The sequence below is a fragment of the Chryseobacterium sp. YIM B08800 genome (assembly GCF_026163565.1).
Taxonomy (GTDB): Bacteria; Bacteroidota; Bacteroidia; order Flavobacteriales; family Weeksellaceae; genus Chryseobacterium.
The window spans coordinates 40,089-56,039 of record NZ_JAPDKN010000002.1 but is presented as its reverse complement, the minus strand read 5'-3'; the positions used below and the strand labels follow the sequence as shown (position 1 = coordinate 56,039).

Below are 15,951 nucleotides of genomic sequence, written 5' to 3'. Positions count from 1 at the left end.
CTAAGGTTTTTTTAAAACATATCCCATTCCAATTACCGTATGAATGAGTTTGCTGTCTTCCTGATTGTCTATTTTTTTTCGTAAATAATTGACATAAACATCCACAACATTGGTTCCCAATTCATAGTTAACTCCCCAAACTGCATCTAAAATTTCAGCTCTTGAGATCACTTTTTCAGGATTGTTGAGGAAGTACATCAGAAGTTTGTATTCTGTAGAAGTTAAAGAAACCTCTTCACCAGCTCGAATTACTTTTTTGGTGTAGTCATTCACGATTAAATCTGAGATCTGAAAAACATGCTCATTATCGATTTCGTTTTCTGTCACATCAGGTGTGTTGATCGGGCTACTTCTTCGAAGCAGAGATTTTACACGGGCAACCAATTCGATAAATTTAAAAGGCTTTACAAGATAATCGTCGCCACCATTTTCTAATCCTAAAACAATATTTTCGGAAGTTCCCAATGCCGTTAAAAAAAGAATAGGAACACTTTTATTGGTTTTTCTGATCTCTTTGCAGACATCCAATCCGTTCATTTCGGGCAACATAATATCGAGAATAACCAAATCAAAATCATTTTCCTGCACCAAATTGACACCGGTGCGACCGTCAAATGCTACAGAAATTTCATATCCCTTCTCCTGAAGTCCTTTTTTAATAAAAGAGACTACGCTGGTTTCATCCTCAATCAGAACAATTTTTTTCATAAAAAGTAGTGAACTTCACAAAAATAGGAAAAAGATTATAAACGGAAAATTCTGCTTTTTGATTTCAATTCAACAAAAAAGACGAATGTAAAATTCGCCTTTTAGTAATATATGGAATGTGTTTTTAGTTTTTCTAAATTATCGAATATTTTATGGTTGCTTTAATTTTATTGCTTCCATTTTTTTGGTTAAATAATTTGGAAGTCCTTTGTCATCATACATTGCAAATCTGAAACTTTTGCTGATTTTTTCTTTATTAATACTCCATCCATAATTTGAAACTAAATCTAAAGCATCCTCAGAACTTAAGTTGTTTTTGTTAAAAGAATGATTTATTTCGTCAAAAGTCCAACTGTTAAATATGTTTTTTGAGATTGGGCAAATGTCAATTACTTTATCTTTATAATACAAAACAGATAAATAAATAATATTTCCATCTTCTGTTTCTAAATCCGAATTTTGTGTAGATATTAGACTTGATTTCTCTATTTTATCTCCTTTGTAGCTTGATGTAGAAGTTAAATAATCGCCAGAAAATGTTGTAGATCCAGAATCATTCTTGTCAGAGATTGATTGATAAGATGATGAATAATTCGATCCACTCGATGAGTAGCTTCTTCCAGAATTATAGCTTCTCGTATGAGGTCTTACATAAGTTCCATCCTTTCTTGTATATCCTTTTACGCTTGTAGTTCTTCTTTGTGCCTCAAATTGTGACAAAAAAGAAAAGGAAAAAATCAATAAAAGTAAAATTTTAAATTTCATAATTATTATTATTTTTTAATTACAGCCTGAGCAATATGATCTGTCTACATATTGTTTGCTGCTTCCTGTGTAATAGTAGCAACCGCCTCTTGGTCCAACATTCAAAACATGTCCGTTATAAGTACAGTCTTTGCTTGTAGACGCTGTTTTCGTTCTTTTCTTTTTACTTTTTTTGCTTTTCTTTTTTGGTTTTGTGTTTGAAAATTCGGTTTTAGCAGTTGAGTTTTCATTGGCTAAAAAGTTAGCAGGTAATAATAATCCTAAACCTAAAAGGCTTGTAAATAGTAGTTTTTTCATGGTTTTAGTTAATTTATATTAGTTGTAATTTTCTAATGTTTTATGAAGCTGATCTTTGTAATTATATATTTCATCCAGATTGTTCAGTAAAATCTTTTCTCCGGCATCTTTTCCGTTATGAAATGTTTCCAGATATTTATTGGCGGTATTAAAGTGTAGTCTGCAAAGAGGTTTTCGATTGTTATCATCCAGTAAAATCCCGAAATAGGATAATGTATCTCTGTAAGCAATCCTTGAAGACGGAATTTTCTCTCTCAAAATAGCTTTCACAATTTGAAAACCTTCAATCTCTTCTTCTGTGGTTACAATTTTAGAATCATTATTTTCGTCGATGGATTGAGATGTTTTTATATCATCATCCTGCTTTTCAATTTGTTCATTAATGATCAATGCAGATTTTAGTCTGAAACTAATTGATTCGTTAATAGAAGTTGTCAACGCTTTTTTGGCATATTCTTTAAACGAAATTATTCGGTTTGCCGTTAATGGCTTTTCAAAAAAACGGTTGACTAATAGTTTGACCAATTCATCAGAAGGGTTTTCAATTTCTTTTTCAAATTCTTTTCTGATGGCTTTGATGTATTTTAAGGCTTCTGCAGAATCCAGAATACTTTCAAGATTGTAATCTTTTTTGGTGAAACTTTCCAGAATTTTAATCGAACTGTCTTTTATATCTTCAATATTGATGGTGAAAAAAGGCTTTTCATCCATAATATTCGGTTTTTCAAGATCTGTGTAGAAGTTGTAAACAATTCCGTTGGTGAGAACTCCAAATCTCGTTTTTGAAACATGATAATATCTGTGAAGCTGAGAATTGTGCGCATCTGCACTTTCTTTCCAGTGTTTACATTCGATAATAAAAATGGGTTCGTCATTGTTTTTAATAACGTAATCTACTTTTTCACCTTTCTTGGTTCCAATATCGCAAACATGCTCCGGAACGACTTCCGTAGGATTGAAAATATCATAACCCAAAATCTGTATAAAAGGCATTACAAAAGCGTTTTTGGTAGCTTCTTCTGTAGTGATCTGCTCTTTTAACCCAACTACTTTTTGGTGCAATTGCTCAAGTTTAATTTTAAGATCCATAATACTATTTTTAAAGAGTTTCATCAACGATTTCGGCAACTGGAGCATTGGTTTTTACAGAAGCAATTCCGATTTTCATGCTCGATTTTGAACTGTAATACTGACTTTTTCCAATGATTTCACCGTTTCTTGCTTTCAATACGAAATAATCTTTTTCGTTTACAGCAACTCTTCTGTCATATCTTGCATCATCCTGTGAATTGATTCTTACAGATTCAATTCCTTTATGGCAATTTGCTTTTGTAGTGTAACCTTCGCTCGTTAAAATAATTTCTCCGTTTCCGGCTTTTAGATTAAATTGATATTCATCATTTTTTCTTTTGCTGATCGTAAATTTTCCCATGATTGATTTTGTTTAATACTCCAAAAGTATAAACCTTTCAAAACCAATCCTTACGGAAAACCGTAAAAGAAAAAACCTTTCAAAAAAAATTGAAAGGTTGAGGTCATTAATGGCTTATAAAATTTATATAATTCCGAGATCTTTACAAATAACAATTAATTTGATATTATTTTTTGCATTAAAAATTTCCCGAAGTTCGTTTAATCTTTTTTCGATAGAACTTTTACTGTTGGGAGTAATATTATTTTGTTTAAAATGATCTTCAATTTCACTTTGAGTAAAGCCTTTTGCAAGTAAATTTAAAAGCAATTCGTCATTCTCTGTAATTGTAAGTGGGGTATTTCTGATGGAATTCAGTATTTCCTGTGGAATAACTGTTTCGCCTTTAAAAACTTTTTTAATAGTATTCCTAAGTTCTTTTCCATCGTTTCTTCCTTTGCTTACAAAACCATCAATAGAGTAAATTTTGAAAAGATCATCTATGATTTTCGGTTTATTTTCTATTGAAAAGGCGATTATCTTAATTTGGGGATGAATGTTTCTCACTTCACGGATCAATTCTTGTCCCGACTTTAGATTTTGTTGAAAATGATCCTTGTCAAATGAAAGATCTGTAATGAGTAAATCATAAGGTTTATTTTCTACATCTGCGGTTTTTATTTTATTTAAAGCTTCGTCACAGTAACTTACAAAATCAAAATGATGTATCTGTAATTCTGTAAGCGCATTTACAACACCCAGATTTCTTACTTCGTGATCTTCGGCAATTAGGATTTTTTTAAACATATTTTGAATGTATTGGAATGGTTATTTTAATAATTAAACCTCCGTTAGGATTTTCTTCAAAAATAATATCTCCTCCGATTGTATCAATACGGTTTTCCGTATTCCTTATTCCTGCACCTCTTTGAGTATCTAAATTTTTAATTCCTTTTCCATTGTCTGTATAAGTGATACGAAGTGTATTGTCATCTTTTTCAAATTTTAAAGCAACGAATGTTGCATCACTATGCTTTTTCATGTTCACCAAAATTTCCCTTATAGCATAGAATAATTCAGACTGTGTATTTTGAGGAATCTTTTCCCAGATTTTTTCTACATATTTTATAGGGATAACTTTTTGGTCATCAGTTTGATAAGAATTAATCATCTTGCCGAATCGTTCATGGAAATCAACCTCAGACATTCTGTCATGTGAAATATCTCGTGATTCTTCGTACATTTTTTCCATGTCGTTTAAGATTTTAATTCTGTTGATGTCAGGATTGTTTTCGATCTCAATCATCAGGTGATAAAGTCCGTTTGCAACAACATCATGTACTTTTTTGGAGTATTTAAGTTCAGTATTTTTTACTTCAAGTTGTTTTTCCTGTTCTTTTTCACGTCGAATATTTTTCTTTCTCTTTTCATTCCAGAAGAAACCTACTACTAATGCTAATATTAAAAAAGCTATTCCGATATTTTGCTGAAAGGTTTTAGTTTTTAAAATTTGATTTTGAGCATTTTTCTGTTCTACATCATACCTTACAATTGCAAATTGATTTTTAGCTTTATTTCTTGCAGTTTGTAAGCTGTCATTTAGTTTTTGAAATCTATTAAAATATTTAGAATAGTTCTTTTCATCTAAATTGATAATTTTTTGTAATGCTTCAAGCTGATCATCGGGACTTTCATTTTTTTCTGCCCTGTCTAGCATTTTTTTTGCGTAAAATAATGACTGCGTTTTATCTTTATTTTTAAAAAAGTCGGCGAGGGTTGCAAAGCTGGAATTTAGACCTAAAGAATCTTTTTGGACTTTTCTAATGCGCAAGGCTTCTTCTAATTCCGGAATTGCATTATAGTTTGTATTTCTTAAAAATTTAGCTTTTGCTAAATTATTCAAAACTCGGGCATAGTTGATACTGTCTTTTGTTTTTAAAAGTCTTTGCAGCAGTTTTATTGCTGATTCAGTTTTGTTTTGAAGAATCAAAGCATCACTTATATTATTATTAATAACTGATTTGTATTCTTCTTTATCAGTTGTTTCTAACGCTTTTTGATAATACTTTTCAGCATCATTATAATTTTTTAATGACTTTGAAGAGATTGCTAGGTTATTATAATTTGATGAATAAAGGTTATTTACAAAATCATTTTTTGGAGAGATTTTTAAGTATTTATCGGCTTCTAAAGAAGTTTCAATACTACCATAAAAATCACCTGTATCAGATTGTATAATTGCCATATTTACCAAAGATCTTGCAGCTCCTATGGAATCATTTTTATTAAGGAAATCATTTTTAGCGATATTAAAATAGTAAAATGCCGAATCTATATTTATATTTTTGAGTTTTTTTGCTTTTTCAAAACTCGGATTTGATGTAATAGCAGGATCTTCTGTACTGTATTTTTTACAGTGATGAAATAGGGAAATTAATAAAATAAAGATTAAAAAATTTTTCATGTTAATAGTTTCCCGCAAAATAAGAAAAAAAGGACAGATTACTAAAATCTGCCCTTTTTATAACTTATGGTTTTGTAAAAGGTGGAGGTAATTGTCCTGTATTTCCACCTGTTCCTCCATCTCCATCTTCACCCGTTCCTGTTCCCGGATCAAATCCCGTTCCTGTACCGTTTTGAATAGTTACTGTACTTCCGTTGTTATTGCAGTTTGTTGTATTTGCATTATTATTTCCGAATGCTAAACCTAATAGCATTAATATTAATTGGATCATTTCCTTTAAATTTTTGAAGTTGAAATTGTTTTTCTTCCTCTCGCAGATACTTTGATCTCGAGCTGTACACGTTAAATTTCGAAGCGCTTCTAAATTTTTGGGAAGTAAACCTTCAAAAACGGAAGAGAAACATCTGCTTCCCAACCCGGAGTTTTCTTCCGTTTTATCAGGTGATTTTAGAAATCAGATTTTTGTAATTGTTAGTTTGTCACTGATTTCTGAGGCAAAGATGGGATAGAAAAGAAGGCAAGTGTTAGACAAAGTATGGACATCGATGGACATCCATCGTACATGTTTATATTACGGGAAACCATAATGTTATGTGGTTGAAAATCATTTAATTTGTAATGCCTTTAAAAACTAATTATGTCCAAAAGAAAATTATTAATCAATGAGGTATTTAAAAAAGCCAAGGAAGATTCAGGAAAGACTTCAAAAAACGGATTAGCATCTTTTTTATGGGTGTATTTCGAGGAACATTTAAATTTTACAATTTCAGAGAGAACTTTTGTAAGATATTACGAAGATTATGTATTGGGACATTATGAAAGAGATATTGAACCTGAAAAGCTTGATAAACTAAGTCAATATTTAGACTGTAAGGATTTTGCAGATTTCTCTAGGACTTTTATTAAGAAAGATGATGAAACCAATAAAACAACAGTTAAAATAAGTGTTGATAATGATGAAGAATCTCTCACTGAGAAATTATCCAACATTATTATCAATATAACGAACGAGCAAAATTTCAAGATGCCCGAATTCATGAAGAAAAATGGAATGGGAATTATAGAAATTGCATTTTTAATATGTCTGACTACAGGAAGTATTGCTTTTTCGAAGAAACCGAATACCCAAACTCCGGGAAAGGGTTTTGCAGGAATTTTACAATCGGGATCAAATTGTATGTATTGGGATAAAAGTGAATATAAACCGATAGATTGTCAGGATAAAAATCCGGTTTACAATCATAGAATTCCTTTTGATTATGAAAAAATGGAATATTTTAAAAGAATTGAACGGAAAGATACTTTAACGGTAGATAATGCTTTTGGGAAGGTTTGGTATTCTAAATATAATGGAGAAGTAGATTTTTTTACAGATGATGGAGTTGACCCGAATAATGGTAGAGAATTAAGAAAAGCGACTGAGTATATCATCGATAAATACGGCGGAATTCAGGAAGAAGGGCAATAAAAAAAGCGAAGAAAAATCTCCGCTTCTATTTTTACTGTGAATCTGTTTCCAGCATTCCCAATTCTCCAAAATGTTTTTTAAATTTCTGAATTTTTGGTCCTACCACTGCACTGCAATACGGCTGTGTCGGGTTTTCGTTATAATATCCTTGATGGTATTGTTCTGCGGGCCAGAATTTTTCAAAAGGTGTTAATTCTGTTACATAAGTTCCAGACCATCTTCCTGATTCTTGTGAAGTTTTGATGGCTTCTTCAGCTTTTGCTTTTTCAGCATCGTCTTTATAATAAATGACAGAACGATACTGAGTTCCGATGTCATTACCCTGTCTGTTTAATTGAGTAGGATCGTGAAGGAAGAAAAATACATCCATCAATTGTTCATAAGAAATAATTGCAGGATCATACGTAATCTGAACCACTTCAGCATGACCGGTTTCTCCTGTGCAAACTTCCTCGTAGGTCGGATTATCTTTATGACCACCAGAATAACCTGAAATAGCAGATTCTACTCCTTTCAATATATTAAAACAGCTTTCTACACACCAAAAACATCCGCCACCAAAAGTGATCTGCTGAAAATTATTTTTATCCATTTTTAAATTGATTGTTTTATTTAAATATTCTCTTTTTAAAACTTTTATAAGCCTGAAAAACGAAATCAAAATTATGAAAAAGTTTCTCATTTAAATAAAATTTTAGCTTTTAAGAATAAATGATAACAATAGATTTCACAAATCATCAGAAGGTTTAAGCCAAGAAAAACTACTAAATTTACTTGCCACGAATGCACGAATATTTTAATTAGATATAAAAAAACATTCGTGCATTCGTAGCTAAAAAAAATTTTCAGAATAATTAAAAAAAAATCTGTGAAAATCAGTGCAATCTGTGGGAACCAAAACAAAAAAAGCACCCCAAAAGGATGCTCAATATTTTAAATTTAATTCAGATTATTTTTCCCAAACCAAAGCACTTGCGCCAAGAATAGCAGCATCCGCCTCATCCAGTTCGCTGAAAACCAATCTTACTTTATTTCTGAAAATAGGAAGAAGGTTTCTTTCCATGTGAAGTTTTGCAGGTTTTAAAATGAAATCTCCGGCTTTAATTACTCCTCCGAATAATAAAATAGCTTCCGGTGAAGAAAACATTACAAAATTTGCCAAAGCTTCACCCAATTTCTGCCCTGTATATCTGAAAACTTCTATCGCTACAGGATCTTCTTTTAAGGCACATTCGTGTACCGTTTTAGAATTGATCGCTTCTTCAGGAAATTGATTTAACATTGAATCCGGGAACTCTGCTCTCATTTTTTTTGCAGTGATGGCAATTCCTGTTGCTGAAGCATAAGCTTCTAAGCTTCCTTCAGAACCTGTACTCCAATGTTTTCTACCGCCTGGTTTTACGATAGTGTGACCCAATTCTCCGGCAAAACCGTCGTGACCGTAAATTAAATGTCCGCCAGAAACAATCCCGCTTCCTACACCGGTTCCTAAAGTAATCATGATAAAATCTTTCATGCCTCTTGCTGCACCGTACATCATTTCACCTAAAGCTGCCGCATTAGCATCATTGGTCATTTTGCAAGGGCTATTGAATTTAGCCTTCATTAAATCTGCAAAATTGATGATCCCCCTCCAAGGAAGATTGGGAGCGAGTTCTATTGTTCCTCTGTAATAGTTTGCGTTGGGAGCTCCTACACCGATACCTTCAATTCCGCCTTCACAATGCTCATCAATCAATGGCTGAATCTGCTCGTGAAGAGCATCAACAAATTCTTCAGGCGTGCTGTATTGATCGGTTGGTATAGAACCTTTGGTTAAAATCTGACCTCTGTGGTTAACAAGACCAAACTTCGTATTGGTTCCACCGATATCGATACCTAATGCAACCTGTTTTGACAAATCTACTACTGACATTTTCTTATTGTATAATTTCGAGGCAATAAATTTATAAAAAAGATTGTATTAATAGTTATTAAACCCGATTTATTTGAAAACTCAGACCGCTTTTTTAGTCTTTTTTCTTCTTCCCCACCATATTAAAAATCCGGTTACTGGAAGTGATGCACAAATTAAGCTGACAATAAATGCAATAATCTTAGTTGGCAATCCTAAAATAGATCCAACGTGAATATCATAATTGGCAGCAACCGTTTTTTCACCAAAGTTTTTATCTTCATGATTGTACGTGTGCAAAAGTTCACCCGAATTTTCATCAAAAATCAAACTGCTGTTTTTGTGGTAAGAATAAGAAAGATGCTTTACAAAAACTGAGAAATTAGGATGCTCATGATCATCCATGTGAGGATGTCCTAAATCAATTGCAAAGCCGTAAGAGTCTGGATATTTTGCCTGAGTGGTAGAAATAACTTTATCTAAAGTAGTTTCGTTTCTAAGTTCTATTGGTGCTTTGGTTGTGATGTGTGAGAAGTCTGGATAAACCGTACTTCCACCCGAGAAAATGAAATAAATCATTGCCTGAACTACAAAGAAAGCATAAAACAAACCTGTAATTGAAAATATCAAAGCAAAAATAGAAGCATAAAACCCTAAGACATTATGAAGGTCATAATTCTTTCTTTTCCAGCTTTTGATATTTTTCCATTTGAATGAAAAACGTTGTTTTCTTGCCGCTTTATTTTTTGGCCACCACAAAATAATTCCTGAAATCAGCATGATGACGAAGATAATTACCGGAATTCCGACAACATATTTTCCCCAGTCCTGTTTTAATAAAAAGCTCCAGTGAATAGATTTTACGATTTGAAAGAAGCCCATTTTTTCGTCGTAAACCTTTAAAACTTTTCCGGTGTAAGGGTTTACATAAGCAGATTTGTAGATAGGAAATTCATCAAAATAATTCCAGGCTTCGGTGTTGTGCTCATACCACCAGAACTGGTAAGACATTTTTTTGTCGATAGGAACATTCACCCAATGGATTTTGTATTTTTCTTTCACCTGCTCATCTACCATTTTTTCTAAAACACGGATCGGCAGAATCTGCTTTTGAGCGATGTTTTGCTCGTTGTGATAGATAACATCTTTACGGGTAAAATTCTCAACCTCGTCTTTGAATACAAACAAAGTTCCGGTGATTGAAACGATAAATATGATTAAACCGATGGACAGACCAAACCACAAGTGTAGTTTGCCTGTCCATTTTTTGAAAAGACTTGGTTTCTTTTTATGGTGATGTTTTTTCTTCATAGAAAATTGCAATGTGCAAATATAAATAAGTTTATTTAGATTAATTAAAATCTATATTCGATCATGAAGGTTCCTCTCATTCCCAAAGCATTTACAAATTCAGAATCTCTGGCGTTCCACCATGCAATTGCAGGTTGATAAGTCGTGTTGAAGAGGTTTTCTATACCTAAAGAAAGCTTCCAGTTTTGGTTGATTTCGTAATTTGATTTAAAATTAAAAATAGTGTATTCCGGAACTCTTCCTTCACCATAAGCATACAAACCTGTTTTTGAGTTAGGGCTGAATCTGTCTTGCTCGAAAGAATGAAGCATATCAAGACCTAAAGAAAGCGATTCTGTAGGTTTTACCTGAACGTAAGCCAAGATTTTTGGTGCAGAAATTCTGCTGTTGTTTACTTTTGCCGAGTAATCTCCATCGTCTTTAAGCGAGGTGATTCCTTCTAACCAACTGTAGCTTCCACCGAAATTAATCCATTTTGCAGGTGTGAAATGTAAGAAACCTTCAACACCGTACACTACTTCCGGAGATCTTTGAATAGTAAACGCTCTGTCTGGACCTTGTACAAAAGAAGCTCCCAGTTTTGAAGTACTTACATAAGATGTTACTTCATAGTTTAGCCAATTGGAAATCTGTCCGGTTGCACCCAATTCATAATTGTTGACGATAATTGGTTTGGCTTCTATTTGAGCCAAGTTGCTTTGCGTGGAAGTTCTTAAAATTCTTCCGATCTCGTTAATAGAATACGACTGAGAGAAACTTCCGAAAAGATTGATCTGATTATTGATATTATAACGAAGACCAATATTCCCTACCAAAGCGTTGTATTTTAAATCTCCACCAGTCACAAAAATACTTTGAGTGAAGGTTCCGTCGCTTTTTACTGAAGAAAGTGTGTTGAAATCACCCACATTTACGGTCATATTTTCGTATCTCAAACCTCCTTTTATCGTTAATTTTTTCAGTAGATCAATTTTAAGTAAAAGGAAAGGAGCAGTGTTGATCATATCCATATCCGGAGTCCAGTATCTTCCGTCTTCAAGTTTTTGTACGGTTTTATCATTAAGTAAATCTAGACCGTAGATTACTTCTGCCTGAGAATTGTTGGCAGACCAAAGCTGGGTATCAAAATTGATTCTGGCTCCCATTTTTTTAGAAATAATATTCGATTGTCCGCCTCCTAAAAATGTGTCGCTATATCCGTAAACTGTTCTGAAATCCTGCATATAGGCATTAACATTCAATGCAGTAGAACCCCAGAAAAGATTTTTGTTGTCGTAGTTTATTCTGTAGTTATGGTTACGTGGAGTTCCTTGGGGAGTTGTTTCCAGACTTTTGCCTTCACCTTCACCAATGGTAGGAGTAACGCCGTATTTTCCTGTTTTTATACCTAAATTTAAATCAGATTTTGATGCATAACCCATGTAAGAAACCTCGATTCTCTGGTCATCATTAATATCATAACCCAGCTTCAACAATCCGTTGTAATTGTTCATTTGTGCGGTGCTGTAAGTTGGACTTAACAATACACCATCGCCGTCTTTTGCATCACCGGTTCTTTCATAAGCTAAGGAAGCAACATAATCGAACTTTTTTATTTTACCCGATAAAAGCTGACTGGCTCTGAAACCTAAAGTTCCGCCATAAGGTTGCCCTGTAATACCTACCTGAGAAATACCTGATATTTTTTTATCTGTTTTGTTTCTTTTAGTAATATAATTGATGATACCTCCATCTGCGCCGTTTCCGTAGATTGATGAAGCTCCTTTTATGACTTCCACTCTTTCTATTGCCGAAGGGTCGATCGATCTGATGTCTCTTGCGCCGTTTCTTAATGGAGTAGACTGTGGAATCCCGTCGATAAGCACTAAAACCTGTCGGCCTCTTAAAGTTTGCCCTGAGTTTGAAGTCTGCCCCGAACTTGGTCCTAAACTCGGTACGGTATATTGAAGGATATTAGAAATGTCTGAATTAACCGTTAGCTGCGATTGAATTTGTTTTTCGCTAACAATCGTAATAGAACTTGGTATTTCTTTGATGCTTTCCTTTTTTCGGGAAGCTGTAAGTACCACTTCATCTAAATTTTTTACTTTTAAACTGTCTTTTTCCTGTGCAAAAACAGCAATTGTGCTAAGGCAAGCTACTGATAAAAGAGCCTTTTTCATAATGTTTTCTTTCCTTGTTTTTTACGTTTTCCCCACCATACCAAAAAACCGGTTACCGGTAATGAAGTACAAACCAATCCTGTTACAAACCATAAGATTTTGCCGAAAATCCCAAAGTATGACCCAACATGTACGTCATAATTGGCATTGGCATATTTTTCAGCGTTTGTTAATTTCTGATGAGGTTTATTTGATAATAGTTTTCCCGAATATTTATCGTAGAAGAGCTGATTTCTTTCACTATATCTGCCGTCTTTACCATATGTGATAACGGGAATATTTTCAAGTTCTTTTCCTTTTTTGTTTTTTCCGTTCAATGGAATTCGGAAGCTTGATGATTTTGAATATATTTTTTGAGTTTGAAGAATGGTAAGATCAAAAACCGACTTGTTTTTCGCTAAAAGCGAATCTGGTGATTTGATTGTCTTTTCTTTTGGAAGTTCTAATGAACCGGATAATGCAAAATTAAATGAATTTTTCACCCATGGATAAGCAAAATATAATCCTGAAAGACTTAATAATAAAGCAATGAACGAAGCATAAAATCCTAAAACATTGTGAAGGTCATAGTTTTTTCTTTTCCAGGTTTTTACGTTTTTCCAATCGAATGAAAAACGACCTTTCCGCATTTTTTTGTTTTTTGGCCACCAAAGAATAATTCCTGTAATGAGCATAATGACAAACAGAACAACCGGAATTCCGACCACATATTTTCCCCAGTCTGATTTTAAAAGCAAGCTCCAATGGATAGATTTCAGAATAGGGAAGAGGTCGTACTTTTCGTTATAAATTCCTAAAATATTACCATTGTACTGATTAACATAAATAAGTTTGTTGATCTTTACTTCATCAAAATAATTCCACGCCTTTTTGTCTTTTTCATAAAAAAGAAATTTGTAAGATTTACTTTTATCTAAAGGAATTTCAACTGAACTTACCGGATATTTTTCATTGAGTTCTAAAGTGATTTTTTCTTTTAAAACTTCAATAGATAAAGGTTTTTGTGTAACCGTTTCAGCTTTTACATAAATGGCTTCTTTTCTAAGCTGATTCTGAATTTCATCTTTAAAAACATACATCGTTCCCGATAAAGAAACAATAAAAATAATGAGTCCTACTGATAAACCAAACCAAAGGTGCAGTTTACCTGCCCATTTTTTATAGACACTCGGTTTCTTTTTATGATGATGCTTTTTTTTCATAGTAAAAAGCTAACCCTTTTGAGGGCTAGCTTTTGATTTATTTTAGATTAAAACTTGTAAGCGATTGTTCCTAAGAAATTTGCCAACATTTGTGGGTTGGCAGTAGAATATCCTGTCCAATAATGTTCATTCGTAAAGTTGTCTAATTTAATCCCGATTCTAAATTTTTTAGCATCGTAAAATGCATTGGTGTTCAAAACGAAGTATTTTGGTAAAATAAAATCTCCGGTTACATTATTATCACTTGCGTAATTTCCACCAAAGCCAAAACCTAGACCTTTAACTTTTCCATCAACAAATTGATAAGCTAAGTTGAAATTAGCATTCCAAAAAGAACCTGCTGTTGTTGGTCTTGTGTTGGTAGATTCATCAACAGTATCATTATACGCTAAACCTCCGACTAATGAGAATCCTTTTACAAGATATGCGTTAACTTCTAATTCAAAACCTTTGCTAAGTGTAGAAGCGGCTTGTTTTTGTACCGAAGCAAAATTCGGAGCATATTCTCCTGTGTAAAGCAATTGGTTTTTCACTTGGATGTTATAATAAGAAACCGTTGCATTGAATCTGTTTTTAAATAAACTAGCTTTGAACCCTCCTTCGAACTGATTTCCTCTTTCAGGGTCTGATAAAGTTGTATTTCCTGCTGTATCAGAAGTATAATAACCGTTAGACTTGAATGAGTTTTGGTAATTTCCAAAAACCGAGAATTTTTCTTTTACAATTTCGTAAACAATTCCGGCTTTTGGTGAAAATGCAGATTGGTTGTATGCTTTTTCAACATTTGTTCCAGACGTTCCACCCAAATAATCATTATTTTCATAACGAAGTCCTGCCATAATGTGCAACTTGGCAATAGGAGTAAATAAATTGGAAATATATCCTGAATATGTATTTAAATCTCTTATATAATCCCAAGTTGAAAATTTATTTGGATCTGCATACAGTGCAGACAAAGCAGAGGCATTCATTCCTGAATAATCTGCTCCTGAAACTGCAACAGTATCAAAGTTAGAATTCAAATATTTATAACGTAATCTTTCCGTTGTTCTCATATAATCAAAACCAGCAACCGTTTTGTTTTTCATTCCGTTTGAAAAATCATAATTAAAGTTGAAGTTTTGTTGGATCTGGAACCAAGATTTTTTACTACCGTTTGTAGATTGGTCTGCTCTTGTAACTAAATATGAAGAAGATGCATTATCATAACCAATTGAAAAATATGGATTGTAACCGTCTGAGTAAGAATCGGAATTATTAATGTAAGTATTTGACGTGATATTATCGTTGATTTTCCATTTCACGTTTCCGAAAACATTAGAATTTCTTGCCGTCATATACAAATCATTTCCTGTGTAAGATTCTTTATAGTCTAAACCTGCTACTCTTTCCAAATCTTTCATATTATCAATTTGGTTTAGAGTTTTTGGTGAAAGATAGAAGAAATAAGGATTTGCCGTTACCCGGTTTCTGAATAATTCATAGTCTACATTCAACTGAAGTTTATCGGAAACATTCCATGTCAAACTAGGAGCGAATGTTGTATATTGGTTTTTAGCGTCAGTTTTTGTGAAGTTTCCTTCATTTGTATAAGCTGTATTTACACGGAAAAATAAATCTTTTGTAATCGGAGCATTAATATCGGCAGTTGCTCTGTAAGTATTATAAGTTCCTGCAGAAGCTGATACTGCGCCAAAGAAATCTTGCTGAGGTTTTTTTGTAACTCTGTTAATAAGACCACCGTAAGAAGCTACATTACTTCCATAAAGTGTTCCTACTGGTCCCTTCAAAAACTCTAAAGTTTCAACATTAATGGCATCAATGGTAGAAGTAACCGGAGCAACCACACCATTTCTTGTAGAAGCCTGAGAAGGGAATCCCCTCAAAACGAAAAATGAACCACCGTCTCCGGCTCTTCCTGTTGGATTCCACATTTTTTGTAAACCAGTTACATTTCTGTACGCATCGTCTACAGTAAAAATATTCTGATTCTCCAAAATTCCTTTATCGATAGAAGAATAAACTTGTGGATTTTCAATAAACTTTACCGGCATTTTGTTGGATGACTCGGTATCGAGCTTTTTCACCATCTTATTGATGATAACTTCTTCTATATTTTTAGAATTTGTAGAATCCTTTTTCTCTTGAGCAAAAGCAAATACAGTTGCCAATAACGAAGCAGAGATCAATAATTTATTCATGTAATACCTAATTTTTTTTGCAAATATATTCTTTTTAATTATTCTAAATAAATTACTCGATTGATATT

The 15,951-nt window shown here is 33.1% G+C and carries 15 protein-coding genes; 1 reads left to right on the top strand and 14 read right to left on the bottom strand.

All coding sequences use genetic code 11. From position 1 onward, the window contains the following. The 8 genes from OEW74_RS00565 to OEW74_RS00530 form a co-directional block, all read right to left on the bottom strand. A complete protein-coding gene (locus OEW74_RS00565; RefSeq protein ID WP_265426631.1) occupies window positions 1-708 on the bottom strand; it encodes a response regulator transcription factor in 708 nt (235 codons plus the stop codon). Window positions 709-858: 150 nt separating this feature from the next. Further along, entirely contained in the window at window positions 859-1,473 is a 615-nt protein-coding gene (locus OEW74_RS00560; RefSeq protein WP_265426630.1) for a hypothetical protein, read from the bottom strand. 15 nt (window positions 1,474-1,488) lie between these two features. After that, window positions 1,489-1,770, bottom strand: a complete 282-nt coding sequence (locus OEW74_RS00555) for a hypothetical protein (RefSeq protein ID WP_265426629.1) — start codon at window positions 1,768-1,770, stop codon at window positions 1,489-1,491. Window positions 1,771-1,788: 18 nt separating this feature from the next. After that, a complete protein-coding gene (locus OEW74_RS00550) occupies window positions 1,789-2,859 on the bottom strand; it encodes a type I restriction endonuclease (RefSeq protein WP_265426628.1) in 1,071 nt (356 codons plus the stop codon). A 10-nt stretch (window positions 2,860-2,869) separates the two neighbouring features. Then, window positions 2,870-3,202 (bottom strand): YegP family protein, encoded by a 333-nt coding sequence (locus tag OEW74_RS00545; protein WP_265426627.1) that lies wholly within the window; start codon window positions 3,200-3,202, stop codon window positions 2,870-2,872. A gap of 123 nt (window positions 3,203-3,325) precedes the next feature. Next, window positions 3,326-3,988 (bottom strand): response regulator, encoded by a 663-nt coding sequence (locus OEW74_RS00540; RefSeq protein ID WP_265426626.1) that lies wholly within the window; start codon window positions 3,986-3,988, stop codon window positions 3,326-3,328. Then, the gene (locus OEW74_RS00535; protein WP_265426625.1) at window positions 3,981-5,645 is read right to left on the bottom strand and encodes a tetratricopeptide repeat-containing sensor histidine kinase; all 1,665 of its coding nucleotides are present in this window, start codon (window positions 5,643-5,645) and stop codon (window positions 3,981-3,983) included. Before OEW74_RS00535 ends, OEW74_RS00540 begins: the two co-directional genes overlap by 8 nt. A gap of 64 nt (window positions 5,646-5,709) precedes the next feature. Then, complete coding sequence (locus OEW74_RS00530) at window positions 5,710-5,916, bottom strand: hypothetical protein (protein WP_265426624.1); 207 nt, start codon at window positions 5,914-5,916, stop codon at window positions 5,710-5,712. A gap of 366 nt (window positions 5,917-6,282) precedes the next feature. Between OEW74_RS00530 and OEW74_RS00525 the strand changes: the two genes are divergently transcribed. Continuing rightward, a complete protein-coding gene (locus tag OEW74_RS00525) occupies window positions 6,283-7,113 on the top strand; it encodes a hypothetical protein (protein WP_265426623.1) in 831 nt (276 codons plus the stop codon). 31 nt (window positions 7,114-7,144) lie between these two features. Here the strand turns inward: OEW74_RS00525 and msrA are convergent, their stop codons facing one another. From msrA to OEW74_RS00495, 6 genes are all read right to left on the bottom strand, one after another. Further along, complete coding sequence (msrA, locus tag OEW74_RS00520; protein WP_102978990.1) at window positions 7,145-7,705, bottom strand: peptide-methionine (S)-S-oxide reductase MsrA; 561 nt, start codon at window positions 7,703-7,705, stop codon at window positions 7,145-7,147. 357 nt (window positions 7,706-8,062) lie between these two features. Further along, entirely contained in the window at window positions 8,063-9,028 is a 966-nt protein-coding gene (locus OEW74_RS00515; RefSeq protein ID WP_265426621.1) for an ROK family protein, read from the bottom strand. 81 nt (window positions 9,029-9,109) lie between these two features. Next, window positions 9,110-10,318 (bottom strand): PepSY-associated TM helix domain-containing protein, encoded by a 1,209-nt coding sequence (locus OEW74_RS00510; protein ID WP_265426620.1) that lies wholly within the window; start codon window positions 10,316-10,318, stop codon window positions 9,110-9,112. 44 nt (window positions 10,319-10,362) lie between these two features. Beyond that, window positions 10,363-12,480 carry a TonB-dependent receptor gene (locus OEW74_RS00505; protein ID WP_265426619.1) on the bottom strand — a complete coding sequence of 706 codons (2,118 nt, stop codon included), beginning with the start codon at window positions 12,478-12,480 and terminating at the stop codon, window positions 10,363-10,365. Then, window positions 12,477-13,682, bottom strand: coding sequence for a PepSY-associated TM helix domain-containing protein (locus OEW74_RS00500; RefSeq protein WP_265426618.1), 1,206 nt, complete (start codon window positions 13,680-13,682; stop codon window positions 12,477-12,479). The genes OEW74_RS00505 and OEW74_RS00500 overlap by 4 nt, the downstream gene beginning before the upstream one ends. Window positions 13,683-13,729: 47 nt before the next feature. Further along, entirely contained in the window at window positions 13,730-15,883 is a 2,154-nt protein-coding gene (locus OEW74_RS00495; RefSeq protein ID WP_265426617.1) for a TonB-dependent siderophore receptor, read from the bottom strand. Window positions 15,884-15,951 lie beyond the last annotated feature (68 nt).